This is a genomic window from Kineococcus haloalkalitolerans, assembly GCF_050871905.1.
GTDB lineage: Bacteria > Actinomycetota > Actinomycetes > Actinomycetales > Kineococcaceae > Kineococcus.
Genome location: NZ_JBJLSH010000001.1, coordinates 142,708 through 166,326, shown reverse-complemented (window position 1 = coordinate 166,326; position 23,619 = coordinate 142,708). Strand labels below are relative to the sequence as shown.

Here is a 23,619-nt window from a genome sequence, read left to right as displayed (position 1 = left end):
CGTACGTTCGGTCGCGGGGACGGGGGACTGGCTCGCCCGATCGGGTACCGCGACCGGCCGGGACCGTGCACGGCCCGGTGGCGGGCCCGGTGGCGCGCGCGACGGCGGTGCGTAGCGTGCCGGGCGTGAACAGCGACGACCCGGTGCCCGGCGTCCCCTCCCCGCCGCCCCGCGAGCGCGGGCCCGTGATCAGCTTGTGGGGCGGTGGGCCGTGGCAGGACCCCGCCCGGCGCGCCGAGGCCCGCGAGGCGGCCGCGGAGGTGGAGGAGCTCGGCTACGCGCGGCTGTGGCTCTCGGGCGGCTTCGACCCCGGCCTGCACCCCGTGTTCGGCGACCTGCTGGACGCCACCCGCGAGCTGGGCGTGGCCAGCGGCATCGTCAGCGTGTGGGCGGCCACGCCGCAGGAGCTCGCCGAGGCGTGGGCCGACCTGGAGCGCCGGCACCCCGGCCGCTTCCTGCTGGGCCTGGGCAACTCCCACGCCGCGGTCGTCGAGGGCAGCGGCGGGCGCTACGAGAAGCCGTACAGCAGGACGGTGGAGCACCTGGACGCCCTGGGCGACGCGGTGCCGCCGCAGCGGCTGGTGCTGGCCGCGCTGGGCCCGCGCATGCTGCGGCTGGCGCGCGACCGCACGCGCGGCGCGCACCCGTACTTCGTCCCGCCCGCGCACACCTCGCTGGCGCGCGAGGTCGTCGGCGCGTCGTCGTGGCTGGCGCCGGAGGTGGCCGTCGTCCTCGACGCGGATCCCGACCGGGCCCGCGCCGTGGCCCGCGAGCACACCCGCGGCTACCTGGCGCTGCCGAACTACGCGGACAACCTGCGGCGCCTGGGCTACGGCGACGACGACCTGCGCGACGGCGGCAGCGACCGCCTCGTCGACGAGCTGGTCTGCTGGGGCGAGCCGGCCACCGTGGCCGCGGGCGTCGCCCGGCACGTGGACGCCGGCGCCGACGAGGTCGCCGTGCAGGTGCTCACCGCCGACCCCGGGCGCTTCCCGCGCGCGGAGTGGGCGCAGCTGGCCGCAGCGCTGCTGCCCGCCTGAACGCGCGCGCGGCGGGTCCCGCCCCCGGGAGGGCGGGACCCGCCGCGCGGGCGGGGGAGCGGCGGTGCTCAGTCGGTGCCGGCCTCCATGGCGGCCCGGTCCAGCAGCTCCTCGTCGGGGGAGACGGTCCCGCGCGAGGCGATCGCCTCGGCGCCGCCCTCGTCCATCGCGCCGATGAGCCCGGTGGCGGCGGCCTGCGCCGCGCCGACCAGCACGGGCTGCTGCGCCTCGCCGACCAGGCCGATGCGCGCGTACTGCTCCAGGCGGGCGCGCGAGTCGGCGATGTCGAGGTTGCGCATCGTCAGCTGCCCGATGCGGTCCACGGGGCCGAACGCGGAGTCCTCGGTGCGCTCCATCGACAGCTTGTCGGGGTGGTAGCTGAACGAGGGGCCGGTGGTGTCGAGGATCGAGTAGTCCTCCCCGCGGCGCAGCCGCAGCGTCACCTCGCCGGTGACGGCCATGCCGACCCAGCGCTGCAGCGACTCGCGCAGCATGAGCGCCTGCGGGTCCAGCCAGCGCCCCTCGTACATGAGGCGGCCCAGGCGCCGGCCCTCGTTGTGGTAGCTGGCGACGGTGTCCTCGTTGTGGACGGCGTTGACGAGGCGCTCGTAGGCGGCGTGCAGCAGGGCCATGCCCGGCGCCTCGTAGATGCCGCGGCTCTTGGCCTCGATGATGCGGTTCTCGATCTGGTCGGACATGCCCAGCCCGTGCCGGCCGCCGATCGCGTTGGCCTCCAGCACCAGGTCCACCGCCGAGTCGAACTCCCGGCCGTTGATCGTGACGGGGCGGCCCTGCTCGAAGCCGACGGTGACGTCCTCGGGGGCGATCTCGACCTCGGGGTCCCAGAACCGCACGCCCATGATCGGCTCGACGAGCTCGATGCCGACGTCGAGGTGCTCCAGCCGCTTGGCCTCGTGGGTGGCGCCCCAGATGTTCGCGTCGGTGGAGTAGGCCTTCTCGGTGCTGGCGCGGTAGGGCAGGTCGCGCGCCTGCAGCCACTGCGACATCTCGGTGCGCCCGCCGAGCTCGGTGACGAAGTCGGCGTCCAGCCACGGCTTGTAGATGCGCAGGGACGGGTTGGCCAGCAGGCCGTAGCGGTAGAACCGCTCGATGTCGTTGCCCTTGTAGGTGGAGCCGTCGCCCCAGATCTGCACGTCGTCGGCGAGCATCGCGCGCACCAGCAGGGTGCCGGTGACGGCGCGGCCCAGCGGGGTGGTGTTGAAGTAGGCGCGCCCGCCGGAGCGGATGTGGAAGGCCCCGCACGTCAGAGCGGCCAGGCCCTCCTCGACGAGGGCGGCCCGGCCGTCGACGAGCCGCGCGACCTCGGCGCCGTAGTCCTGCGCGCGGCCGGGCACGGAGGCGATGTCGGGCTCGTCGTACTGGCCGATGTCGGCGGTGTAGGTGCACGGCACGGCGCCCTTCTCCCGCATCCAGGCGACCGCCACGGAGGTGTCCAGGCCGCCGGAGAAGGCGATCCCGACGCGCTCGCCGGTGGGCAGGGAGGTGAGGACCTTCGACATGCGGAAGATCATGCACGGAAGTGGATGAATATGCAAAGTGCTGCCGTGCCGGACCGGCGTGACAAGCGTCCTTGACGCGCGCTGGATCGTCGGACACGATCGCTCCATGACAAGCACGCTTGACACCTCCGGCCCGAGCCGCGGGGACCGCGCCCGGGCCCGCGCCTACGCGCGGGACTTCGTGCCCGCGATGGCCGCCTACGTCGTGGCGATCGCCGTCGTGACCGTCTGGGGCGGCCTGGACGGCGACAGCCCCTGGCGCTTCGCCTGGGCGCTGCTGCCCGTCCTGCCGGTCCTCGGCGTCGCGCGCGCCGTGGTCCGCGGGCTGCGCCGCTCCGACGAGCACGTCCAGCTCGTGCAGCTGCGCGGCCTGGCCGTCGGCTTCGGCGTCGCGGTGGTCGCCTGCGTCGTCCTCGGGATGCTGCAGCTGGCCGGCCTGGTGGTGCCCGTCGCGCCGTGGCTGGTCGTCGGGGCCGCGATGACCTCCTGGGCCGTGGCCGCGGCCGTCGCCTCGCGGTGAGGCGGTGCCGTGGACAACCGCATCCGCGAGCTGCGCACCGCCCGCGGCTGGACCCAGGCGGCCCTGGCCGACCTGCTCGACGTCTCGCGCCAGACCGTCAACGCCCTGGAGACCGGCCGCTACGACCCCAGCCTGCCGCTGGCCTTCCGCCTGGCGCGGGTGCTGGGCGAGCCCCTGGAGGCGATCTTCGACCCGGGCGAGGAGCGCAGCGCGGAGACGGCCGCGCCCTGACCCGGCCGGGGGCGGTGAGCGGCGTCAGTCGTGGGTGACGGGCTCGTGCCCGGCGTGCGAGGCCGGCTCGAGCTGGAACGTCGCGTGGTGCACGGCGACGGGGAAGTGCTCGGCCACGCACGCCTGCAGGTCGTCCAGGACCCGCGGGGCGTGCCCGTCGCCGAAGCAGGAGTCGTCGAGCACCACGTGGGCCGACAGCACCGGCAGCCCGGTGGTGATCTGGCTGGCGTGCAGGTCGTGGACCGCCCGCACGTGCGGCAGCTCGAGCAGGTGCCGGCGCACGTCCTCCAGGTCCAGGCCCGGCGGGACCGCCTCCAGCAGGACGCCGGTCGTCTCCCGCAGCAGGCGCAGCGTGCGCGGCAGGATGAGGCAGCCGATGAGGATCGACACCAGCGCGTCGGCGCGCGCCCAGCCGGTCAGCGCGATGACGGCGGCCGCGACGATGACCGCGACCGACCCCAGGCCGTCGTTGACGACCTCCAGCACCGCGGCGCGCACGTTGACGTTGCGCGCCGCGCCCGGCTGCCCGCGCCGGCCGCGCAGCAGGACGACGAGGCAGGCGACGTTGGCGACCAGGCCGACGACGCCGAAGACGAGCATGAGGCCGGAGGCCACCTCCGGTGGTTCCAGCAGCCGCCGCACGCCCTCGACGAGCACGAAGACGCCCACGGCCAGCAGCACCGAGGCCTGCAGGGTGGCCGCCAGCACCTCGGCGCGGCGGTAGCCCCACGTGCGCCGCGGGGAGGCCGGGCGCAGCGCGAGCGTGGCGGCGACGAGGGCGATGACCAGGCCCGCGACGTCGGTCAGCACGTGCCCGGCGTCGGCCAGCAGCGCCAGGCTGCCCGACCAGGCGGCACCCACGACCCCCACGACCAGGGCGGTCGCGGTGATGGCCACGACGACGGCCAGCCGCCGCCGGTCCTCGCGCGGGTCCCCGCCCAGCGCGTGCCCGTGGCCGTGCCCGTGGCCAGCGCTCACGAGGGCACCGCGCAGGTGGCCGGGTCGACGGCCAGGACGACGCCGAGCAGGTCGCCCAGGGCGTGGGCGATGCTCGCGTCGGCCAGCTCGTAGCGCGCCCGGCGCCCCTCGGGCACGGAGACGACCAGCCCGCACCCGCGCAGGCACGCCAGGTGGTTGGACAGGTTCTGCCGGCTCACCCCGAGCAGGTCGGCCAGCTCCGCCGGGTACCCCGGCGCCTCGCGCAGCGCCAGCAGCAGGCGCGCGCGCGTCGGGTCCGACAGGGCGTGCCCGAAGCGGGCGAGGACCTCGGCGTGGGTGGCGATCACCCGACCATCGTACAGCGAGCGCTGTATCCAGTCGAGCGTGAACCCAGCCGGGTGCCGCCGGCCGCTCCGGTCAGTCGCCCTCGGCCAGGACGAACGGGTGCACGCCGTCCGCCCCCGCCCGGCGCAGCTGGCGCGCCGCCACCGCCAGCGTCCAGCCCGAGCGCACCCGGTCGTCCACCAGCAGCACCCGCCGCCCCTCCACGGCCGCGTCCGCCGGCAACCGGAAGCGGTCGTGCACCTGCGCGAGGCGGTGGGCGGAGTTCACGTCGCTGCGGGTGGGGCCCGCGCCCGGGCGCAGCTCGAACGTCGCCAGCAGCGGCAGGTCCGCCCAGCGGGCCAGCCCGGCCGCCAGGTGCTCCACCAGCCGCGGGCGCGAGGCCGAGCACATCGCCACCACCCCGTCCAGGCCCAGGTCGCGGCCCCAGTCGCCCAGCACCTGCACCGCGGCGTGCCGCAGCGCCACCGGCACCTCGCCGTCCTCGGCGCCCGGCGCGAACAGCTCCCGCACCGCACCGCCCCAGCCCAGGTCCGTCATCCGGGCCACGACCCGGCCCTCGGCGGGCTGCTCCGCGGGCGCGATCCGGCCCCGCAGCTCCACGCCCAGCGCCGCCAGCCCGCTGGGCCACGTCCGCTTCGGCGGCAGCGGCACCCCCGGGCGGTCCAGGTCGGCGCCCGCGCGCGCCACCGCCGCCTCGTCCACCTCGGCCGTCAGCGCGAAGGCGCCGCACGTGTCGCAGCGCCCGCACGGCGCCGCCTCCTCGTCGTCCAGCGCGCGGCGCAGGAACTCCAGGCGGCAGCCCGTCGTGGCCTCGTAGTCGAGCATCGCCCGCTGCTCGACCTCGCGCGCCCGCGCCACCCGCTCGTAGCGCTCGGCGTCGTACTCCCACGGCCGGCCCGTCGCCTCCCAGCCGCCGCGCACCCGGCGCACCGCGCCGTCGACGTCCAGCACCTTCAGCATCAGCTCCAGCCGGCTGCGCCGCAGCGCCACCCGCGTCTCCAGCGCCTGCGTCGACAGCGGCTCACCGGCCGCGGTCAGCGCCTCCAGCGCCGCGCGCACGTCCGCCTCCGCCGGGAACCCCACCGAGGCGAACCAGCGCCACACGTCCTGGTCCTCCGCGCCCGGCAGCAGGACCACCGCCGCGTCGTCGATGCCGCGACCGGCGCGCCCGACCTGCTGGTAGTAGGCGATGGGGGAGGACGGCGCGCCCAGGTGCACGACGAAGCCCAGGTCGGGCTTGTCGAAGCCCATGCCCAGCGCGCTGGTGGCCACCAGCGCCTTGACCCGGTCGCCCAGCAGGTCCTCCTCGGCCTGCAGGCGCTCGGCCGGGTCGGTCTGCCCCGTGTAGGCGGCCGCCTCGATCCCGTGCGCGCGCAGGTGCGCGGCCACGTCCGCGGCCGCCGCCACCGTCAGCACGTAGACGATGCCCGAGCCCTTGAAGCGGGGCAGGTTCTCCACCAGCCACGCCAGCCGGTGCGCGTGCGAGGGCAGCCGCAGCACCCCCAGCCGCAGCGACTCGCGGTCCAGCGACCCGCGCAGCACCAGGACGTCCTCCAGGGTGCGGGTGCCCGTGACCGACAGCTGCTCGGCGACGTCGGCGGTCACGCGCGCGTTGGCCGTCGCCGTCGTCGCCAGGACCGGGATGCCGTCGGGCAGGTCCGCCAGGAGGGTGCGGATGCGCCGGTAGTCGGGGCGGAAGTCGTGCCCCCAGTCCGAGACGCAGTGCGCCTCGTCGACCACGAGCAGGCCCGTGGTGGCCGCCAGCTGCGGCAGCACCTCGTCGCGGAAGCCGGGGTTGTTCAGGCGCTCGGGGGAGACCAGCAGCACGTCCACTCGCCCGGCGCGCACGTCGTCGTACACCGCGCCCCACTCCTCGGCGTTCGTGGAGTTCACCGTCACCGCGCGCACGCCGGCGCGCTCGGCCGCGGCCACCTGGTTGCGCATGAGCGCCAGCAGCGGGGAGACGATGACCGTCGGGCCCGCGCCCCGCGCCCGCAGCAGCGCCGTCGCCACGAAGTACACCGCCGACTTGCCCCAGCCCGTGCGCTGCACCACCAGCGCGCGCCGGCGGTGCGCCACCAGCGCCTCGACCGCCGTCCACTGGTCCTCGCGCAGGGCCGCGGAGGAGTCCTGGACCAGCCGGCGCAGGACCTCCTCGGCCTCCGCGCGCAGGCCGGCGGTGGCCGCGTCGGTGCCGGGAGCGGCGTCGTCGAGGGTCGCGGTCGGGGCGGGGGTCTCCATGGCCGCGATGCTGCCACCGCGCCACGACACGGCCGCGCCGCGCGCCCGCACCGTCCACCGCCCGGCGCGACCGCCCCGCCGCTCAAGCCCTGTGGACCCCGTGACGACAACCCCCCATGGCCACCACGGTCCCCGCCGCGACCGCCCCCGCGCGCCGCGCGCAGTCCGCCGACCTGCCCGCCGACCCGCTGGCCGACCTGCCCGGCGAGGCGCTGACCGGGGCGCCCGCGACCGCCGCACCCGCGCTCACGGCCCGCGACGTCGCCGCCTCCCGCGGTGAGTGGGCCACCGCCGCCGACCTCGCCGACGAGGTCGCCCTCGCCCTGCGCCTGCTCGCCACCCGCCCCGGGCCCGCCCCCGCCGACGACCGCGCCGCCGACCAGGCCGCCCAGGAGGCCGCCCGCCTGCACCTGCTGGCGCGCGAGCCCGCCGCGGGCCTGGCCGTCCTCGACGCGCTGGCCCGCGCGCGTCCCGCCGTCCCGTCCCCCGCCGCGCCCACCGCGCCCGCCGAGGGGCCCCGCGCGGCCCTCGTGGCGGCCCTGCGCGCCGCCGCCGACCCCGGCCCCGCGGGCGAGCAGGCGTACCGCTGGCTCCTGGCCGGTCTGCGCAGCGGCGACTGGTCCGCCTCCTGGCACTCGGCCTACCTCGTCGGCGCGGCCGCCGACCAGCGCGGCGACCTGCCGACGGCCGACGAGATGTGGACCCGCGCGGCCTGCGTCCACGGCATCCGCACCCGACCCGTCGTCCAGCGCGCGGCCGTGGCCCGCCTGGCCCGCCGCGACCGCACCGACGCCGCCGACAGCGCCGCGGCCGCCGCCGAGGCCGCCGCGCTGCTGGCCGGCCTGCCCGGCGGCGCCGCCGCCGACGTGCCCGCGGTCCTGGCGACCGCCGCCGCGCTCACCGCCCGCGGCGACGGGCACGGCGCGGCCCTGCTGCTGGCCGCCCTGCACCCCGAGCTGCCGCCGGGGACCGCCGCCGGTGCGCTGCCGGCCGGGGCGCGCGCCACCCGCGCCGAGCTGACCGCCCTGGACCGCCTCGACGCGGACGCGACCGGCGCGCCCGTGCCGACCGCGGCCGCCGCCGCGGGGCTCGGCGCGCTGCTGCCGCTGGCCGCGGGCGCCGAGGGCCTGCCGGTCCTGCTGGCCGCCGCTCTCGCGGCCGCCGCCGGTGCCGCGGGGTCGCTGCGCCTGGCCCGCCACCGCCGCCGCAGCGCCCGCGCGGCCGCCCGCCGCGGCGCGCTGCGCGACCAGCGCCGCCAGCTGGACCGCTGCGTCTGCTACGAGGCGCCCGTGGTCACCGGCGCGCACGTGCGCACGGTCCTGGAGCACCACCTCCTGGCCGTCGACGTGCCCGCCGACGTCGCGGCGGACCTGCCCGCCGACCAGCCCGTGGACCCGCCCGTGGACCAGACCTCGGGCCCGTCCGCCGGGGGCGGTCGCCTGGCCTGGTGCCCGCGCACGGGGTTCCTGTGGCTGCACCGCGCGCAGGGCCCCGCCGGGCAGGCGCTGCTGCTGCGCGGGCGCCCCGTCGCGGCCCGGGACGGCGAGGGCGCCCGCACACCCTCGAGCGTCCCCACCGGCTTCTACCTCTGAGCCGCCCGCCGACCCGCTCACCCGGCCGGGTCGCCCCCGCGCGCCGGGCGCCGCGGCCGCGGTGTTGACTGCGGGCGTGCGCTACGTCGTGGTGGGGGCCGGAGCCGTCGGCGGGACGATCGGGGGCCGGCTGGCGCAGCACGGCCACGACGTCGTGCTCGTCGCCCGCGGTGCCCACGCCGAGCGGATGGCCGCCGACGGGCTGCGGGTGCTGACCCCCGACGGCCCCGTGCACGTGCGCCCGGCCGTGGCCACCGGCCCCGACGACGTCCGGCTGACCGCCGGGGACGTCCTCGTCCTCGCCGTGAAGGTGCAGGACACCGCGGCCGTGCTGCCCGCCTGGGCGGCCGCCCCCCTGGACGGCGGGCCGGCGGGGCTGACCGCCGGTTCGCGCCTGCCCGTGGTCTGCGCGCAGAACGGCCTGGAGGGCGACCGGCTGGCGCAGCGGTGGTTCCGCCACGTCGTCGGCGCCTGCGTCTACCTGCCCGCCACCCACCTGGAGCCGGGCACGGTCGTCGCCGAGGGGGCGCCCGTCTCCGGAGCCCTCCTGCTGGGCCGCACCACCGCGGGCCCGCGCGAGCACGCCGAGCGGGTCGCCGCCGACCTGTCCGGCGCGGGGTTCGTCGCCCGCGCGGTCGACGACGTCGGCCCCGCCCAGCGCGGCAAACTGCTGTCCAACACCGCCAACGCCGTCGACGCCGTCGTCCGCGACGAGGAGCTGGACGCAGGGGCCGCCGACGCCCTGCGCGAGGACGCCCGCGCCGAGGGCGCCGCCGTGTTCGCCGCCGCCGGCCTGCCCGTCGCCGACCAGCTGCAGGCCCTGCCGGAGCTGCGCGGCCTGGGCTTCGGCGCCGCCCCCGTCGCCGGCGCCGAGCGCGGCGGGTCCTCCTCCTGGCAGAGCCTGCGCCGCGGCGGCACCGTGGAGACCGACTGGCTCAACGGCGAGGTCGTGCGCCGCGGCCGCGTCCTCGGCGTGCCCACCCCCGTCAACGAGGCCCTGCAGGTCCTCGCCGACGCCGCCGCCCGCAGCGGCGCCGGCCCGCGCACCCTGGCCGTGGCCGACGTCCGCCGCCTCGTGGACGAGCTGGCCCGGGTCTCCTGAGACGATGCCGTCCATGCGCGTCGACCACGTCGGCTACGCCGCCGGCCCCGAGGGCCTGCAGGCCACGGCCCGCCGCCTGGCCGCGCAGCTGGGCGTGCGCACCGTCGACGGGGGCCCGCACCCCCGCTCCGGCACCCGCAACGTCGTGCTGCCGCTGTCCGACGGCTCCTACGTCGAGGTCGCGGAGGTGCTGGACCACCCGGTCGCCGACAAGGCCCTGTTCGGGCGCGCGGTGCGCGCCCGCTCCGAGGCCGGCGGCGGCTGGTTCGTGTGGGCGCTGACCGTCGACGACCTGGACGCCCACGCCCGCCGCCTGGGCGAGACCGCCGAACCGGGGGTGCGCCGGCGCCCCGACGGCGTGGAGCTGCGCTGGCGCCAGATCGGCGCGCCGGGGCTGCGCGAGGACCCGCAGCTGCCGCTGCTCATCGAGTGGTCCGGGCCCGCCACCCAGCACCCGTCCGCGATCGCGCTGGCCGGCGGGACCCGCCTGGCGGGGCTGACCATCGCCGGGCGCCCCGAGCGGGTGCGCAGCTGGCTGGGCCTGCCGCCCGAGTTCGCCGTCGAGCGCCTCGACTTCACCTTCGTCGACGAGGACGGGGCCGGTGACCCGGGCCTGCGCGCGGTGACGTTCCAGACCGCCCGCGGTCCCGTCACGGTCTGACCCGGGGCGACGCCGTGCTCGAGCAGCTCCCGGAGTGGTTCCCGTCGCTGACCGCGTCGGCCATCGCGCTGCTCGCGATCGACCTCGTCGTGCGCCTGACGGCGATCGCCGTGGTCCCCGTCAACCGCCGGCCCAGCTCCGCGCTGGCGTGGCTGCTGACGATCTTCTTCATCCCCTACATCGGGGTCCTCGCGTTCCTGCTCATCGGCAACCCGAAGCTGCCGCGCGCCCGGCGCCGCAAGCAGCGCGAGATCAACCAGCTGATCCTGGACTCCACCCGCGGCATGGAGCTCGTCAGCACCGAGCACCCGTGGCCGCCGTGGCTGGAGGGCGTCGTCACCCTCAACCGCACCCTGGGCTCGATGCCGCTGGTCGGCGGGAACCGGGTGGAGGTCTCCGACGACTACGACGCGACGATCCGCGCGATGGCCGACACGATCCGCGGCGCGAACCGCTACGTCCACGTCGAGTTCTACATCATGTCCCTGGACGACACGTCCCGGCCGATGTTCGACGCCATGGCCGACGCGGTGCGCCGCGGGGTGACGGTGCGGGTCCTCATCGACCACCTCGGCACCTGGCGCTACCCGTACTACCGGCGCACCACCCGGTTCTTCGAGCAGCACGGCATCGAGTGGCACCCCATGCTGCCGGTGCAGCTGCACCGCCTGAAGTACCAGCGCCCGGACCTGCGCAACCACCGCAAGCTCCTCGTCGCCGACGGCGACGTCGCGTGGATCGGCTCGCAGAACGTCCTGGACCGCAGCTACAACCGCCGCGGCAACAAGCGGCGCGGTCTGCGGTGGCAGGACCTCATGGTGCGCCTGGAGGGTCCCGTCGTCACCGGCGTCGACGCCCTGTTCGTCACCGACTGGTACTCCGAGACCGACGAGCTGCTGAAGACGGAGCGGCCCGAGGCGACCGTCCCCGACCCGCCCGGGTCGCTGGACTGCCAGGTCGTGCCCAGCGGCCCGGGGTTCGAGGGGGAGAACAACCTCAAGCTGTTCAACGCCCTGCTGTACGCGGCGCAGCGGCGCATCTCCATCACCAGCCCGTACTTCGTGCCCGACGAGTCGATGCTGGCGGCCATCACCACGGCCGCCGAGCGCGGCGTGGACGTGGAGCTGTTCACCTCCGAGGAGGGCGACCAGGCGCTGGTGTTCTACGCCGAGTGCTCCTACTACGAGAACCTCCTGCGGGCCGGGGTGCGCATCCACCGCTACCCGCCGCCGTACGTGCTGCACGCCAAGCACATGACGATCGACGAGGAGGTCAGCGTCGTCGGGTCCTCGAACATGGACATGCGCTCGTTCGAGCTGGACCTGGAGCTGACGCTCATGGTGTGCGGGCGCTCCTTCGCCGACGAGCTGCGCCGGGTCGAGGACGGCTACCGCGCGGTGTGCAAGGAGCTGACCCTGGAGGAGTGGCTGGCGCGGCCGCGCTCGCACGTGCTGAAGGAGAACGTGTCGCGGCTGACGTCCGCGCTCCAGTGAGCGTCGCGGTGAGCGCTCAGCGCGGCGAGCCCCCGCCGCGGCCGACGAGCCCGGTCTCGTAGGCCGCGATGACCGCCTGGACGCGGTCGCGCAGCCCGAGCTTGGCGAGGACGTTGCCGACGTGGGTCTTCACCGTGGTCGCGGACAGCACGAGCCGCTCGGCGATCTCGGCGTTCGACGACCCCTCCGCCACGCACCGCAGCACCTCCAGCTCGCGCGGGGTCAACGCCCGCAGCCGCGGGTCGAGCACGTCGCCGCGCCGGTCGCCGGGCTGGTCCTGGAGCCTCGTCGGGAAGTGCGGGGCGAACAGGTCGAGCATGCGCCGCACCACGCGCGGGGCCACCACCGAGCTGCCCGAGGCGACCGTCCTGATCGCGTCGGTGAGCTCGGCGGGCCGCGCGTTCTTCGCCAGGAAACCGCTGGCCCCCGCGCGCAGCGCCGCGAACGCGTGCTCGTCGAGGTCGAACGTGGTGAGGACGAGCACCCGCGAGGACGGGTGCTCCGCGACGATCCGCCGGGTGGCCTCGATGCCGTCCACGCCGGGCATCCGCACGTCCATCAGCACCACCTCCGGGGCCAGCGCGGCGACCTGCTCCAGGGCGACCGCCCCGTCGGAGGCCTCACCGACCACCCGCAGGTCGGGTTCGGACTCGATGACCAGCCGCAGACCCGTGCGCAGCAGGGGCTGGTCGTCCACGAGCAGCACGGTCGTCACGCGCGGTCCTCCCCGGACGGGCCCCCGGTGGGGTCCTCGACGGGGATGACGACGTGGACGCGCCACCCGCCCCCGTCCACGGGCCCGGCCTCGGCGCGCCCGCCCAGCAGCGCGGCGCGCTCGCGCACCCCGGCGATCCCGCGCCGCGTCCCGCTGCCCGTCCCGGGCCGGGTGCCGCCGGCGTCGACGACCTCCACCTCGACGGCCGACGCGGTGCGCCGCAGCGCGACGGCGGCGCCGGGGGTGCCGGGCGCGTGCCGCAGGACGTTGGTCAGCGCCTCGGTGACGATGCGCACGACGGCCAGGCGCACCGCCGCGTCGGGCGGCAGGGGAGTGTCGAGCCCGCTGGCCGACAGGGGCAGGCCGGTGGTGCGGAACCGCTCGACGACCGCGACGAGGTCCGTCCCCGCCGGTGCCGCCGGCCCGTCCCCGGCCTCCGCGCCCTCGTCCGGGTGCAGCGGCCCCAGCACGCTGCGCATGTCCGCCAGCGCGCCGCGGCCGGTCCGCGACAGCTCGGCCAGGGCCGAGCGCGAGGCGTCCGGGGCGCGGTCCAGGGCCGAGAGCGCCCCGTCGGACAGCGCCACCATCACCGAGACGCTGTGCGCGACGACGTCGTGCACCTCCCGCGCGATCCGGGCGCGCTCGGCCGCGCGCGCCAGGGCGGCGCTGGCGTCGCGCTCGCGGGCCATCGCCGCGTACCGCTCGGCCAGGTCGTGCGCGTGCAGGCGGCGGGCCCGCGCACCGGCGCCGGTCACGCCGCCCAGCACGAGCAGCGCGAGCAGCAGCAGCGCCGTCCAGGACCGGCGCCCGGCCGAGAACCCGGGTTCGACCAGCCGCTGGAACACCGGGCCGTCACTGGGCGGGAGCTCGTCGCTCCACAGCAGGACCTCGGCGAGGCCGACGACCTGCCACCGGAACACGGCGGTCGACACGACGAGCAGCACCGCGGTGCCGGTGAGCCACGCGGTGCGGGCGCTGCGCCGGGCGGCCACCGCGTGCAGCGCCCACGCCAGGCAGAACCCCAGCACGCCGAGGACCTGCCCCAGCGCGAGGGAGAGCACCGCGAGCACCGTCAGCACCGCGGTGACGGCCAGCGGCCACCGGTTCCGGGCGACGAGCGCGACCGCCCCCGCCGCCGTCCCGGCCAGCCACGCCGTCGTGAACCGCTCGCCCGCGGGGGAGCCCGGCGCGAACAGCCCGAGGCTCGTGGCTCCCCGCACCGTCTCCGACGCGGCGGCCGCGGTGACCGACCCGAGCAGCAGGACCAGCGCGACGAGCGCGACGTGCGCCGCCCACGGGTGGGCCAGGACGAGCCGGCCGGGGGTGCTGCGGTGGTGGACCTGCGCCGCGGTGAGGGCCGGCTGCCCGCCGGGCGCCCCGGGGTGAGCGGCGGGCGGTGTCGTCACCCCTGCACTGTGCCACCGGGCGGCGGCGGACCCCGCGGCCGCCGGCCGCTCAGGTGACGTCACGGCGCACGAGCCGGTACCCGGCGAGCAGGAGCAGCACGAGGCACCAGGCCCCCAGGACGGCCCCGCCGCCCCACGCGCCGAGGTCGGGCCCGCGGCCCGCGGCGAGGGCGGCGAGCTGGGCGTCGTCGGCGAACAGCCGCGTCCCGCTGCCCGGCAGCAGGGCGCGGACGGTGTCGGCGACGCGCCCGGGGTTCGCGGCCAGCACCCGGTCCACGAGCACGAACACGGCCACCGCGGTCGTCAGCGCCGCCAGCGGCCGGCGCAGCAGCGCCCCGAGCAGGACCCCGCACACCGCCGCCCCCGCGAGGAACAGCACGTACCCGGCGGCGGCGCGCAGGTCCTGCGGGTCGGACAGCGCCCACGGCAGTCCCGCCGTCCGCCGGGTCCCCGCGGTCGCCGCGACGGAGGCGGCGAACGCGGCCAGCCCGGTGACCGCCGCGAGGGCGCCGGTCACGACGACCTGCGCCGCGAGCACCGGCAGGCGCCGGGGCACCGCGGCGTACGTCGTCGGGGACGTGCCCGTGGCGAAGTCCGCGCTGCCGACGAGCACCCCGAGGACCAGCGCCCCGAGCTGGGCCAGCGGGTACCCGGAGGCCGCCAGGGAGGTCCCCGACACCGCGCTTCCGGGGCCGGCGAACAGGCCCAGGACGAACGCCAGCGAACCCGCGGCGCCGACCGTGCCGACGACCACCAGGGCGGTGGAGGTGAGGCCCGCGACCTTCGTCCACTCCGCGGCGAGCACGCGCGGCGCGGTCACCGCCCGGCGGTGCGACCCGCTGCGCCGCAACGCCTCAGCCGAGGTCACGACGACGCAACCGGATCGCGGCGGCGGCCAGCGGGACCGCCACCCAGCCCGCCAGGACCAGCGCCGAACCGCCCGCCCCGAGGTCGGGGGCACCGTCGAGACCGCCGCCCCCCGGGTTCGTCAGCGCCGACCCGGCGCCGACGGGGGTGAAGGTCTCCACGGTGTTCACCAGCGCCGTCGCGGCCGGCGGGTGCTCGGGGTCGTGCTCGGCCAGCGGGTCGGTGCCGACCCCGGCCGCGAACGCGAGCACCACGGGGGCGACCAGCAGCACGACGACCGCGGCGACCAGCGCGGGCACCGGGCGGCGCAGCAGCGCCCCGGCCGCCAGGCCGAGAAGCCCCGCACCGACGAGGAAACCCACCGTCCCGAGCAGGAGCTGCGGGACGCCGGCGCCGGCCAGGTCGGGGGTCGTGCCCCGCGACGCGGCCGCGGGCAGGATCCCCAGCACCGCCGCCCCGACGGTCAGCACGCCGACCACGAGGACCGCGGCGGCCGTGACGACGGCCTGCGCGAGCAGGACGGGGACCCGGCGCGGCACGGCGGCGAACGTGGAGCGGAAGGTCCCCGTGCTGAACTCCCCGGTCCCGACGAGCACCCCGAGGACGAGCGGCCCGAGGAACGCCAGGGGCAGCGCGTCCCCCAGGTTCCGCGTCGCGACGAAACCCGGGTCGCCGGAGGAGGCGCTGGCGGACAGGTGGGTGAGCAGCCCGGTCACCACGACCGTGACCGCGGCGACGACGTGCGTGGAGCGCAGGCCCAGGAGCTTCGTCCACTCGGCGCGGACGACCCGCGCGAAGGACGGGCCGGAGCGCGCCGCGGGGCGCGCGGGCAGTTCCGCGGTCGCGGTCACCGGGCACCCGCCCGGTGCTCGACGGAACCGCTGGTGAGCTCCAGGTAGGCGGCCTCCAGCGACCCCGTCTCGGCCGCGAGCTCCAGGACGGTCACCCCGACCCGGCCCGCGGCGGCGCCGACCTCCTCGGCGGACGCGCCGCGCACGTGCAGGGAACCGTCCGGCTGGGCGGCGACGTCGGCCCCCGCGCGCGTCAGGGCCTGCGCCAGGACACCGGGGTCGGTGGTGCGCACGCGCACGAGACCCGCGCCCCGCGACCTCTCCAGGAGTTCCGGCACCGTCGCGTCGGCCAGCAGCCGTCCGCGGCCGACGACCACGACGCGGTCCGCGCACAGCGCCAGTTCGTGCATCAGGTGCGAGGACAGGAACACCGTGCGGCCCTCCGCGGCCAGGTCCCGCACGAGCTGCCGCACCCACAGCACCCCGTCGGCGTCGAGGCCGTTGACGGGTTCGTCGAGCACGAGCGTCCCGGGGTCCCCCAGGAGCGCGGCGGCGATCCCGAGCCGCTGCCCCATGCCGAGGGAGAAGGTCCTGACCCGCTTCCCGGCGACCGTCTCCAGCCCCGTCAGCCCGATGACCTCGTCCACGCGCGAGCGCGGGATCCCGTGGGTGCGGGCCAGCGCCAGCAGGTGGCAGGACGCCGTGCGGCCGGGGTGGACGGAGCGCGCGTCGAGCAGCGCGCCGACCGTGCGCAGCGGTGCCGGCAGGTCGGCGTACCGCTGCCCGTCGACCGTGACGCTCCCGGACGTCGGGCGCTCCAGCCCGAGGACCATCCGCATCGTCGTCGACTTCCCCGCGCCGTTCGGGCCCAGGAAGCCCGTCACCGCCCCGGGCCGCGCGGTGAACGACAACCCGTCCACGGCCGTCGTCGTCCCGTAGCGCTTCGTCAGCGCCTCTGCCGTGATCACACGTCCTCCTCGTCCCGGGCGGCGGTGCTTCCCCCCGCCGCTCGTGGTTCCCGACGCTAGGGACGCGCCCGCGGTGCGAGCACCTGCCGCGGGAGGAGATCGGCGGGGGACCGTCCTCCTCCCGCAGGAGGAGGACGGTCCCCGGTGGGACGAGGCGCGCGGGGCGCTCAACGGTCCGCGGTGCGCCGCCCCGGCCGGCCGGCGGTGAGGGCGGCGACGTTGGCGAGGCTGACGACGGCGATGCCCACCCACTCGTGCAGCGCCAGGTCCTCACCCAGCAGGAGGAGGCCGACCACCGCCGCCAGCGCCGGCTGGCTGCTGGACAGCACGCCGAACAGGCGCGGTGGCACGGTGCGCAGCGCGGTGAGGTCGGCGGCGTACGGCAGGACGGACGACAGCAGCCCGGCGGCCAGCGCGCGGGCCAGGGTGGGCCCGTCCCAGTGCCCGCCCGCGGTGAGGATCACCAGGACCGGCAGGTAGCCGAGCGCGCACAGGCCGCTGGCGAGGGCGGGGGCCTGCAGTCCCGGCAGGCGCGCCCCGGCGGTGCGGTTGAGGACGATGTAGGCCGCCCAGCAGCCGCCGGCGACCAGGCCGATCGCGATGCCGCCCAGGTCGCTGCTGGGGCCGGGCAGCACCAGCACGTACACCCCGGCGGCGGCCACGGCCGCGGTGAGCAGGTGCGCGCGGGTGCGGGAGGCGGCCAGCGCCACGCCCAGGGGCCCCAGGAACTCCAGCGTGACGGCCAGCGCGAGCCCGACGCGCTCGACGGCGGTGTAGAGGGCCAGGTTCATGGCGGCGAACACCAGCGCCAGCAGCAGCACCGGCCACCACTGCGACCACGCCATCCGGCGCAGCGGTGGTCGCGCGACCGGCAGCAGCACGGCGGCGGCGACGAGCTGGCGGACGGCGACCACCCCGGCCGGGCCGATCGCGGGGAAGGCCTGCGCGCCGACCCCGGCGCCGACCTGGTTGCCGGTGGCCCCCGCCAGGGCGGTCGCCACACCCCGCCAGTGGCCCCGCGCCCCGGCGGGCTCACCGCGGGGCGGCGACGCGGGCGTGGGCGCGGACGACGACTGCGACGAGGACACGGCGGGAACGTCCATGTCCCGAGGCTCGCGCCGCGCTCCGCCGCCGCGAAATGCGTGCGGGGGCTGCCCCATACGCTGAGCGCATGGCGGTGGAGGTGCGTCACCTGCGGGCGCTGCTGAGCGTCCTGGAGGAGGGCACCTTCACCGACGCGGCGATCGCGCTGGGCACCACCCAGGCCTCGGTCTCGCGGCTGGTGGCCGCGCTGGAGCGCGAGCTCGGCACGCGGGTGCTGCAGCGCACCCCGCGCGGAGCGGTGGCCACGGCGGCCGGTGCGCGCGTCGCCGCCCACGCGCGCCGGGTGCTGCAGGAGGTCGAGGCGATCACCCGCCTGGCCGCGGAGGACGGTGACGTGCCCGCGGAGGTGCGGGTCGGGTACGCGTGGGCGGCGCTGGGCCGGCACACCACCGTCCTGCAGCGGCGCTGGCAGGAGCGGTACCCGGCCTCCGCGCTGGTGTTCACGCAGGCCGGCACCGGCACCGCCGGCCTGCTGGAGGGCCTCGCCGACGTCGTCGTCACCCGCCGCCCGCTCGACGGGCACCGCTTCGCCACCGCCGTGATCGGCACCGAGGCGAGGTGCGCGGCCCTGCCCCGCGACCACCCGCTGGCGCGCCGGCGCACGGTGCGCCTGCACGACTTCCACGGCGCCGTCGTCGCCAGCGACGCGCGCACCGGCACCACCACTCCGGACCTGTGGCCACCGGGCACGGCGCCGGCCGCGACCCGCGACACCCGTGGCGTGGACGAGTGGCTGACCCTCATCGCGGCCGGGCAGGCGATCGGCACCACCACCGCGGCGACGACCTGGCAGCACCGGCGCCCGGGCGTGGTCTACCGCCCCGTCGTCGACGCCGAACCGGTGCCGGTCCGGCTGGGCTGGTGGCGCGACGCCGAACCGGCGTGGGCCGCGGCGCTGGTGCGGATGGCCGCCGAGCTGTACGCCGCAGACGGGTGCCCTTCGCAGACGTGACGGCGGTTCCCCCTCGGCGGCGTCTTCACCCGGGCCATCGCGCAGGGCCCTGCACCGGCGGGGCCGTCGACCGAGCAGCACGGCGCCGGCCACCGTCGACCCGAGCGCGGCGGGAGGCCCACCGAGCCCGGGGACCGTCCCCGGGCACGTCGGTACCAGCGCCGGACCCGTCGAGGCCGATCGCAGGGCCTCGTCGGCCTCCCGCGGACGCCCAGCTGGTCACCGATCGCGGCGCACGCCGCCCGCGACGAGGTGCCGTCCTCCCCGTCCTCCCCGTGCTCCAGCACCGTGCGCAGCGCGCGGTCCCCGCCCTCGGCGGGTTCCGCTTCGCCGTGATCGCCACGCCGACCCACCAGGAAGCGGCCTCGACGCCGTGACGCTCCGGTGACAATCCACGGGGTGAGCACCAGTGAGGACGTCATCGCTGCGGTCGATGCCTTGGCGCCGCTGCAGGCCAGGCCCGATGAGGACCCGGCGTGGTCGTGCACGGCTGAGCCGACGTCGTGGACGGCGGTGCGCACGGTGGAGCACATCGCCGACGCGCTGGTGTTCTACGCCGCTCAGGTGGCACGCCGGGCAGACCGGGCGCTGCCGGTCCTGCGCGACGGCCGCAGCGGTCCGGCGAGCGTGCAGCTGGACAACGTGTCGAGCGCCGCGCACCTGCTCGCCGCCGCGTTGCGCACCCTGGGCGCCGAGCGGGCGTGGCACCCCAGCGGGTCGGCCGACGCGTCGGGGTGGGCGGGGATGGCGGTCACCGAGCTGCTCGTGCACGGCAGGGACGCCGCGGAGGCGCTGGACCTCGATCTGGACCCACCCGCCGGGCTGTGCACCCGGGTGCTGACACGGGTCTTCCCGTGGGTCGACCAGCGCCTGGGCCCGCCGTGGGACCTGCTGCTGGCCGTGACCGGGCGTGCGTGGGTCGCCGGCGTGCCCCACGACCCGCAGTGGTGGTGGCAGTCGGCTCCCCTGCAGGAGTGGGACGGCCGCCCGCGCCGGCGCGACAGCGCGCCGCGGTGGACCTGAACCGTGAGGCTGCCGGGTGCGGGCCGGTGCCTGCCCAGCGCTTCCACCGGACCGCTGTGGTGGGCAGCTCGTGCGCCCCGGTGACGATCGCGACGCGTGCGGAGCCGGGCAGCCACCGCACCCGCGCTGGGGGTCAGGGGCCGGCAGGGCCAGGACGAGGGTGTGGGCGGCTTCGGGCAGCCCGGCTCGGGGCCGGGCGGTGCTCACGCGCACGCGGGCGTCGGCGGGCAGCTCGTCGATCCAGCAGCTCGCCTCAGCAGGCAGTCGTCCTTGGAGGCTGTGTGGCGGTGGCGCCGGCTCGGTCGGGGGCTGGCGCTGCTGCTGTGGTTCGCCGGTGCCGGTCTGCTGGTGCACTGGCTGTGGCAGCGCCGAGGCCGCCGGCGTGACCGTCCACCCGGCGTACCCGGCGCGGCGGGCACGCCGGACGCTCGCCCCGGAGGCGATCGGCAGGGTGAGGTTCCACCCCGTCGAGGCGGTACCCGTACCGGACGGCGCTGTGGACGCGCTGTCGTGACCGGGGGCCGTGCGGGTTGCTGAGGCAGGCTGGTCGGCTCACCGGGACGGGCCGCCCACAGGCTCGTCCGTCACCGGTACGCCGTCCGGCGCCGCGGCATCACCACATCTGCGCCGCGACGGCGCCCGGATCGTCCTCGGGTGCAGGCCGCGCGCGGTGCCAGGCCGCGCGGACGTCGCCCATCCACTCGGTGGAGGGACGCCGCTGACCGTCCGGAGCGAGCACGACCGCGTGCTGCGGGACCTGCACCTGCACCCGCACGGCGACCTCGTCCCGCGAGCCGGTGAACCTGGCGCCGCGGTCCTCGTCGATCCACTCGGCGTGCCACCGGTCAGGAGCGTCCTGGACCAGGGTGATCGAACCGCGGCCCGGCCGAGGAGCAACCGGTCGCGGGTCGGGTCCTGCTACGGGCACGTCCACGAGCGCCGAGCCTGGCACTGCTCCGGGGCCTCCTGCCAGCCTCGGACGTCGCGGTGCTCTCACGACCTCCTGCGACGGGAGGAACCCGGCACCCGGTGCTGGCACCCTGGTCCCGTGATCCTGCCGGAGGTCCGCGACCCGCGTCTGGTGACGGTCCGCCGCGGCGGGACGCTGAGCGACGAGGACCACCGGCTCCTGGCGCTGTGGGCCGCGGACTGCGCCGAGCACGTCCTGCCCCTGTTCGAGGACGAGAACCCGTCCGACCCCCGGCCGCGCGAGGCCCTCGAGGCGGCGCGCGCTTGGGCCCGCGGCGACCTGCGGATGACGGAGGCCCGCGCCCGCGGCGGGCACGCGATGGGCGCCGCCCGCCCGCTGCGGGGGGCGGCCCGCTGGGCCGCGTACGCCGCCGGCCAGGCCGCGTGCGTCCCCCACGTTCCCGAGCACGACCTCGGCGCCGCCGCGTACGCGGTCAAGGCCGTGCGGGCGGTGGGCGTGGACGGTCCCGCTGCCGGGCGCGCCGAACGCGACTGGCAGCGCGACCGGTTGCCGGAGCGGGTCCGGGTCCTGGTGCTCGAGGACCAGGCCCGGCGCAGCGCGATCTGCTGGTCCGCCTTCGACGACTGACGGGAACCCCTGACGCGGATCCACCGCCGCCCGCTCGTGCGAGGCTGCGGCCGTGAGCGGTTTCCCGTGGACGGGCGAGGTGGTCGTCCGGGCGCTGCGCGAACGGCTCCTCGGTGAGGGGGCGGTCACCGCGGGGTTCGCCGGACTGGACGTCCGGGCCGCGCTGCCCGGAGAACCTCCGCCCCGCGCGCCCGGGCCGGACGGCGCGGACGCCGTGGACCACGTCGTCGTGCTGCTGCGCTGGCGGCAGGACCCGTGCCTGTACGGCGTCGCGTTCGCCTTGGAACCCGGGGGTGCGTCCGGGGACGAGGGGTCGCCGCCGGGGGTGAGCACCGGGCTCCCGGTCGACTCCCCGCAGGAGTGGGCGCAGGAGGTCGCGTGGTGGCTCGCGGAGGAACTGGGCACCGGGCTGGTCCGCCGGGCGGGACGCGCGCGCGTCGGCGACGTCACCTTCCTGGAGAGGTGAGGCATCCGTCACCGGCGCTGTGGACCGCCCGGCCCCACCGGAGGGGGTCCTCACCGCCACGACGGCAGGGAGTTCCGCCGACCCCAGCGTCACGAGGTCGAGCCGAAACCGCCCCCGCCGCGGTCGAAGAACTGGCTCCTCGCGTCCCGCTGGGACAGCGGGACCACTTCGCAGTCGGGCAGATCCCCCTCGTCCACGCGGCACCTCGTGCACGTGCGGAAGAGCTGACCGTCCTCCGTGCGCCCGGTGGACCACGCGTGCAGGCCCACCAGGCACCGCAGCGGTCTCACGGCCTCCTCCTCTCGGGCTCCTCGCGGACCCCCGTCACATCCCCGGGCCGAACCCGGTCGGGCCGCCCTGACCCCACCGGAACGCTTCCGCGGAACCCCTCACCGAGCTCACGTCCCACGCTCCCGGCCCGTCCCGGTGGCAGCGCGAGCACACGAGGCAGGTCTCCCCGTCCTCGGTGCGCTGCTCGGTCCACCGGTGGCGTCCCAGCCGGCACAGCAGGTTCCTCACCCCGACCACCTCCACGGTCCCCGTGCGGTCTCCTCGTCCCCGTCGTGCGACCCCGGCGGGGAGGTGTCACAGGCGCAGCCCGGGGAACGTCCCCGACAGCCGCTGGACGGCCTCCGTGTCCTCGGTGTCCCGTCCGCAGCGCACGCACACCAGGCACACGTGCCGGCCGCGCTCGTCCCACACGTCGCGCCACCGGTGCACCCCCAGCCGGCAGCGGATGTCCTTCCTCATCGGCCCCTCCTCCGGGTCCCGCCGGCCGTCCGGCGTGCCGTGCGCTCGCCGCAGTGCCGTGGGGACACAGGGTGCGCGCGGGTCCGGTGTCCTTCCATGCGTGAAATCACGTACGCGCGCGACTACCGTGCTGGGCGGGTGAGGCAGCGCAGCGGGCCCGTGCAGCGGGCCGGCCGGTCGTGCGGGGTGAGCGATGCAGCAGCGCCGGGTCCGGGCTCTCGACGACCTGCGGGCAGCCCTGCTGGAGGCCGTCGCCGCGGACGCCGCGGACCTGCCCGTGGACGCGGTCGCCGCGTGCCTCCTCGGTTCCGGGATCGCCGAGCAGGTGTCCTTCCAGGTGATGGCCCTCGACGACGCGGTCACCTGCCGGGTGCGGGTGTGGCCCGACCACGGCGCGGAGCAGCGGCTGCTGGTGCTGGAACCCGCGGAGTGGGCGGTCGCCCACCCGGTGGCCCGCTGGCAGCTGAGCGGCGGTGCGGCGGCGGTCCTGGGACCGGAGGAGCTGTCCCCGCGGTGGCGCCGCTCGCACCCGTACCGGGTGGTGCGGCAGGCGGTGGGCATCACAGAGCAGCTGTGCTTCCCCGTCCAGGTGCGCCCCGGCCGCGCCGTGACCGGGTTCGGCGTCGGACGCGACGGGCGGGCCTTCTCCGCCGGCGAGCGCGAGCACGTCGAGCGGGTGTGGCGGGCGGTGGCCGCCGCCCAGACGACCCTCGCGCGCACCAGCCGGTTGCGCCGGGAGCTCGAGCGCGCGCTGCGGACCGGCAGCGGCCGACGTCCCGGCGAGCGCCCCGGCTCCGCCCGGGAGGACGCCCCGGACGTCGCCGCGCTGACAGCCCGGGAACGCCAGGTGCTCGACGCCGTCCTGAGCGGGGCCGCGCGGCGCACCGTGGCGCGGGAGCTGGGCATCTCCGCGCGCACGATCGACAAGCACCTCGAGCACGTCAACGCCAAGCTCGGCACCACGTCCCTGCTCCAGGCGGCGCACCGCCTCGGCGTGGTGGGTGGCCGGGAGGACGGCTCCGGTCACGGTTCCCGTCGGTGAGGGGCCCGGGTCCAGGGGTCGTCCAGCTCGTCGTCGAAGGCGCCCCTGATGTCCCGCTTCCACGCGTCGGCCTGCTCGGCCGTCAGCGGGGCGTCGGCGAAGATCGCGCGCAGGACGTCGGCGCTGACGAACCGCTGAGGTCCGCCCCGCGCGGGGTCCGTCCCCCAGGTCCCGTCCACGCGACCACGGTAGGGGCGGCGCGCTGCCGCCGCTCCCTTCCGGGTCGGCCGGGGACCTCCCCGGAACCCGTCACAGCCCGCCGCCGCGTCACTACACTCCCGCGCAGGCGGGGG

At 77.3% G+C, this 23,619-nt stretch carries 26 protein-coding genes; 12 read left to right on the top strand and 14 right to left on the bottom strand.

The window, feature by feature from the left end:
• Window positions 1-125: 125 nt before the first annotated feature.
• Complete coding sequence (locus tag ACRYMY_RS00785) at window positions 126-1,040, top strand: TIGR03620 family F420-dependent LLM class oxidoreductase (RefSeq protein WP_432545350.1); 915 nt, start codon at window positions 126-128, stop codon at window positions 1,038-1,040.
• A 68-nt stretch (window positions 1,041-1,108) separates the two neighbouring features.
• Here ACRYMY_RS00785 and argG read toward each other — a convergent pair whose 3' ends face one another.
• Window positions 1,109-2,560 carry an argininosuccinate synthase gene (gene argG / locus ACRYMY_RS00780; protein WP_432545398.1) on the bottom strand — a complete coding sequence of 484 codons (1,452 nt, stop codon included), beginning with the start codon at window positions 2,558-2,560 and terminating at the stop codon, window positions 1,109-1,111.
• 106 nt (window positions 2,561-2,666) lie between these two features.
• Between argG and ACRYMY_RS00775 the strand changes: the two genes are divergently transcribed.
• A complete protein-coding gene (locus ACRYMY_RS00775) occupies window positions 2,667-3,080 on the top strand; it encodes a hypothetical protein (RefSeq protein ID WP_432545349.1) in 414 nt (137 codons plus the stop codon).
• A gap of 9 nt (window positions 3,081-3,089) precedes the next feature.
• Window positions 3,090-3,311, top strand: a complete 222-nt coding sequence (locus ACRYMY_RS00770; RefSeq protein WP_432545348.1) for a helix-turn-helix transcriptional regulator — start codon at window positions 3,090-3,092, stop codon at window positions 3,309-3,311.
• A 24-nt stretch (window positions 3,312-3,335) separates the two neighbouring features.
• Here ACRYMY_RS00770 and ACRYMY_RS00765 read toward each other — a convergent pair whose 3' ends face one another.
• From ACRYMY_RS00765 to ACRYMY_RS00755, 3 genes are all read right to left on the bottom strand, one after another.
• Complete coding sequence (locus tag ACRYMY_RS00765) at window positions 3,336-4,289, bottom strand: cation diffusion facilitator family transporter (protein ID WP_432545347.1); 954 nt, start codon at window positions 4,287-4,289, stop codon at window positions 3,336-3,338.
• Complete coding sequence (locus ACRYMY_RS00760) at window positions 4,286-4,597, bottom strand: ArsR/SmtB family transcription factor (RefSeq protein ID WP_432545346.1); 312 nt, start codon at window positions 4,595-4,597, stop codon at window positions 4,286-4,288. Before ACRYMY_RS00760 ends, ACRYMY_RS00765 begins: the two co-directional genes overlap by 4 nt.
• 70 nt (window positions 4,598-4,667) lie before the next feature.
• On the bottom strand, window positions 4,668-6,836 hold the full coding sequence (locus ACRYMY_RS00755; protein ID WP_432545345.1) for a RecQ family ATP-dependent DNA helicase: 2,169 nt from the start codon (window positions 6,834-6,836) through the stop codon (window positions 4,668-4,670).
• A gap of 116 nt (window positions 6,837-6,952) precedes the next feature.
• Between ACRYMY_RS00755 and ACRYMY_RS00750 the strand changes: the two genes are divergently transcribed.
• The 4 genes from ACRYMY_RS00750 (at window position 6,953) to cls (ending at window position 11,684) form a co-directional block, all read left to right on the top strand.
• Window positions 6,953-8,428, top strand: a complete 1,476-nt coding sequence (locus ACRYMY_RS00750) for a hypothetical protein (protein ID WP_432545344.1) — start codon at window positions 6,953-6,955, stop codon at window positions 8,426-8,428.
• 76 nt (window positions 8,429-8,504) lie between these two features.
• Window positions 8,505-9,530, top strand: coding sequence for a ketopantoate reductase family protein (locus ACRYMY_RS00745; RefSeq protein WP_432545343.1), 1,026 nt, complete (start codon window positions 8,505-8,507; stop codon window positions 9,528-9,530).
• A gap of 13 nt (window positions 9,531-9,543) precedes the next feature.
• Complete coding sequence (locus tag ACRYMY_RS00740; protein WP_432545342.1) at window positions 9,544-10,191, top strand: VOC family protein; 648 nt, start codon at window positions 9,544-9,546, stop codon at window positions 10,189-10,191.
• A 14-nt stretch (window positions 10,192-10,205) separates the two neighbouring features.
• Entirely contained in the window at window positions 10,206-11,684 is a 1,479-nt protein-coding gene (cls, locus tag ACRYMY_RS00735; RefSeq protein ID WP_432545341.1) for a cardiolipin synthase, read from the top strand.
• Window positions 11,685-11,700: 16 nt separating this feature from the next.
• On the opposite strand, the gene ACRYMY_RS00730 is transcribed toward cls, so the two are convergent.
• The 6 genes from ACRYMY_RS00730 to ACRYMY_RS00705 form a co-directional block, all read right to left on the bottom strand.
• The gene (locus tag ACRYMY_RS00730; RefSeq protein WP_432545340.1) at window positions 11,701-12,399 is read right to left on the bottom strand and encodes a response regulator; all 699 of its coding nucleotides are present in this window, start codon (window positions 12,397-12,399) and stop codon (window positions 11,701-11,703) included.
• Window positions 12,396-13,805 carry a sensor histidine kinase gene (locus ACRYMY_RS00725; protein ID WP_432545339.1) on the bottom strand — a complete coding sequence of 470 codons (1,410 nt, stop codon included), beginning with the start codon at window positions 13,803-13,805 and terminating at the stop codon, window positions 12,396-12,398. The genes ACRYMY_RS00730 and ACRYMY_RS00725 overlap by 4 nt, the downstream gene beginning before the upstream one ends.
• A gap of 49 nt (window positions 13,806-13,854) precedes the next feature.
• A complete protein-coding gene (locus tag ACRYMY_RS00720) occupies window positions 13,855-14,625 on the bottom strand; it encodes a hypothetical protein (RefSeq protein WP_432545338.1) in 771 nt (256 codons plus the stop codon).
• 34 nt (window positions 14,626-14,659) lie between these two features.
• Window positions 14,660-15,523: an ABC transporter permease subunit gene (locus tag ACRYMY_RS00715; RefSeq protein ID WP_432545337.1), complete on the bottom strand. Its 864-nt coding sequence runs from the start codon at window positions 15,521-15,523 to the stop codon at window positions 14,660-14,662.
• A complete protein-coding gene (locus ACRYMY_RS00710; protein WP_432545336.1) occupies window positions 15,520-16,431 on the bottom strand; it encodes an ATP-binding cassette domain-containing protein in 912 nt (303 codons plus the stop codon). The genes ACRYMY_RS00715 and ACRYMY_RS00710 overlap by 4 nt, the downstream gene beginning before the upstream one ends.
• Before the next feature lie 167 nt (window positions 16,432-16,598).
• Window positions 16,599-17,432 carry an EamA family transporter gene (locus ACRYMY_RS00705; protein WP_432545335.1) on the bottom strand — a complete coding sequence of 278 codons (834 nt, stop codon included), beginning with the start codon at window positions 17,430-17,432 and terminating at the stop codon, window positions 16,599-16,601.
• 170 nt (window positions 17,433-17,602) lie between these two features.
• Here ACRYMY_RS00705 and ACRYMY_RS00700 point away from each other — a divergent pair, with 170 nt between their 5' ends.
• Together ACRYMY_RS00700 and ACRYMY_RS00695 are read left to right on the top strand one after the other, a co-directional pair.
• The gene (locus tag ACRYMY_RS00700) at window positions 17,603-18,487 is read left to right on the top strand and encodes a LysR family transcriptional regulator (RefSeq protein WP_432545334.1); all 885 of its coding nucleotides are present in this window, start codon (window positions 17,603-17,605) and stop codon (window positions 18,485-18,487) included.
• A 399-nt stretch (window positions 18,488-18,886) separates the two neighbouring features.
• A complete protein-coding gene (locus ACRYMY_RS00695) occupies window positions 18,887-19,510 on the top strand; it encodes a hypothetical protein (protein WP_432545333.1) in 624 nt (207 codons plus the stop codon).
• 613 nt (window positions 19,511-20,123) lie between these two features.
• On the opposite strand, the gene ACRYMY_RS00690 is transcribed toward ACRYMY_RS00695, so the two are convergent.
• Window positions 20,124-20,444: a hypothetical protein gene (locus ACRYMY_RS00690; protein WP_432545332.1), complete on the bottom strand. Its 321-nt coding sequence runs from the start codon at window positions 20,442-20,444 to the stop codon at window positions 20,124-20,126.
• A gap of 114 nt (window positions 20,445-20,558) precedes the next feature.
• Between ACRYMY_RS00690 and ACRYMY_RS00685 the strand changes: the two genes are divergently transcribed.
• Entirely contained in the window at window positions 20,559-21,068 is a 510-nt protein-coding gene (locus tag ACRYMY_RS00685) for a putative immunity protein (RefSeq protein ID WP_432545331.1), read from the top strand.
• A 52-nt stretch (window positions 21,069-21,120) separates the two neighbouring features.
• The gene (locus tag ACRYMY_RS00680; protein ID WP_432545330.1) at window positions 21,121-21,534 is read left to right on the top strand and encodes a hypothetical protein; all 414 of its coding nucleotides are present in this window, start codon (window positions 21,121-21,123) and stop codon (window positions 21,532-21,534) included.
• 89 nt (window positions 21,535-21,623) lie between these two features.
• Here the strand turns inward: ACRYMY_RS00680 and ACRYMY_RS00675 are convergent, their stop codons facing one another.
• A complete protein-coding gene (locus ACRYMY_RS00675) occupies window positions 21,624-21,824 on the bottom strand; it encodes a hypothetical protein (protein ID WP_432545329.1) in 201 nt (66 codons plus the stop codon).
• A 295-nt stretch (window positions 21,825-22,119) separates the two neighbouring features.
• The gene (locus ACRYMY_RS00670) at window positions 22,120-22,284 is read right to left on the bottom strand and encodes a hypothetical protein (RefSeq protein WP_432545328.1); all 165 of its coding nucleotides are present in this window, start codon (window positions 22,282-22,284) and stop codon (window positions 22,120-22,122) included.
• Between the two features lie 193 nt (window positions 22,285-22,477).
• Between ACRYMY_RS00670 and ACRYMY_RS00665 the strand changes: the two genes are divergently transcribed.
• Window positions 22,478-23,326, top strand: coding sequence for a LuxR C-terminal-related transcriptional regulator (locus tag ACRYMY_RS00665; protein WP_432545327.1), 849 nt, complete (start codon window positions 22,478-22,480; stop codon window positions 23,324-23,326).
• On the opposite strand, the gene ACRYMY_RS00660 is transcribed toward ACRYMY_RS00665, so the two are convergent.
• The gene (locus tag ACRYMY_RS00660) at window positions 23,308-23,505 is read right to left on the bottom strand and encodes a hypothetical protein (RefSeq protein WP_432545326.1); all 198 of its coding nucleotides are present in this window, start codon (window positions 23,503-23,505) and stop codon (window positions 23,308-23,310) included. The two genes, ACRYMY_RS00665 and ACRYMY_RS00660, sit on opposite strands and share 19 nt — an antisense overlap.
• Window positions 23,506-23,619: the final 114 nt, after the last annotated feature.

What these genes read in the sequence shown, in the direction of transcription:
- ACRYMY_RS00750 (WP_432545344.1), top strand. Translation starts at nt 6,953, where the DNA reads ATGGCCACCACGGTCCCCGCCGCGACCGCCCCCGCGCGCCGCGCGCAG.
- argG (WP_432545398.1), bottom strand. Translation starts at nt 2,560, where the DNA reads ATGTCGAAGGTCCTCACCTCCCTGCCCACCGGCGAGCGCGTCGGGATC.
- ACRYMY_RS00700 (WP_432545334.1), top strand. Translation starts at nt 17,603, where the DNA reads ATGGCGGTGGAGGTGCGTCACCTGCGGGCGCTGCTGAGCGTCCTGGAG.
- ACRYMY_RS00670 (WP_432545328.1), bottom strand. Translation starts at nt 22,284, where the DNA reads ATGAGGAAGGACATCCGCTGCCGGCTGGGGGTGCACCGGTGGCGCGAC.
- ACRYMY_RS00775 (WP_432545349.1), top strand. Translation starts at nt 2,667, where the DNA reads ATGACAAGCACGCTTGACACCTCCGGCCCGAGCCGCGGGGACCGCGCC.
- ACRYMY_RS00740 (WP_432545342.1), top strand. Translation starts at nt 9,544, where the DNA reads ATGCGCGTCGACCACGTCGGCTACGCCGCCGGCCCCGAGGGCCTGCAG.
- ACRYMY_RS00665 (WP_432545327.1), top strand. Translation starts at nt 22,478, where the DNA reads ATGCAGCAGCGCCGGGTCCGGGCTCTCGACGACCTGCGGGCAGCCCTG.
- ACRYMY_RS00755 (WP_432545345.1), bottom strand. Translation starts at nt 6,836, where the DNA reads ATGGAGACCCCCGCCCCGACCGCGACCCTCGACGACGCCGCTCCCGGC.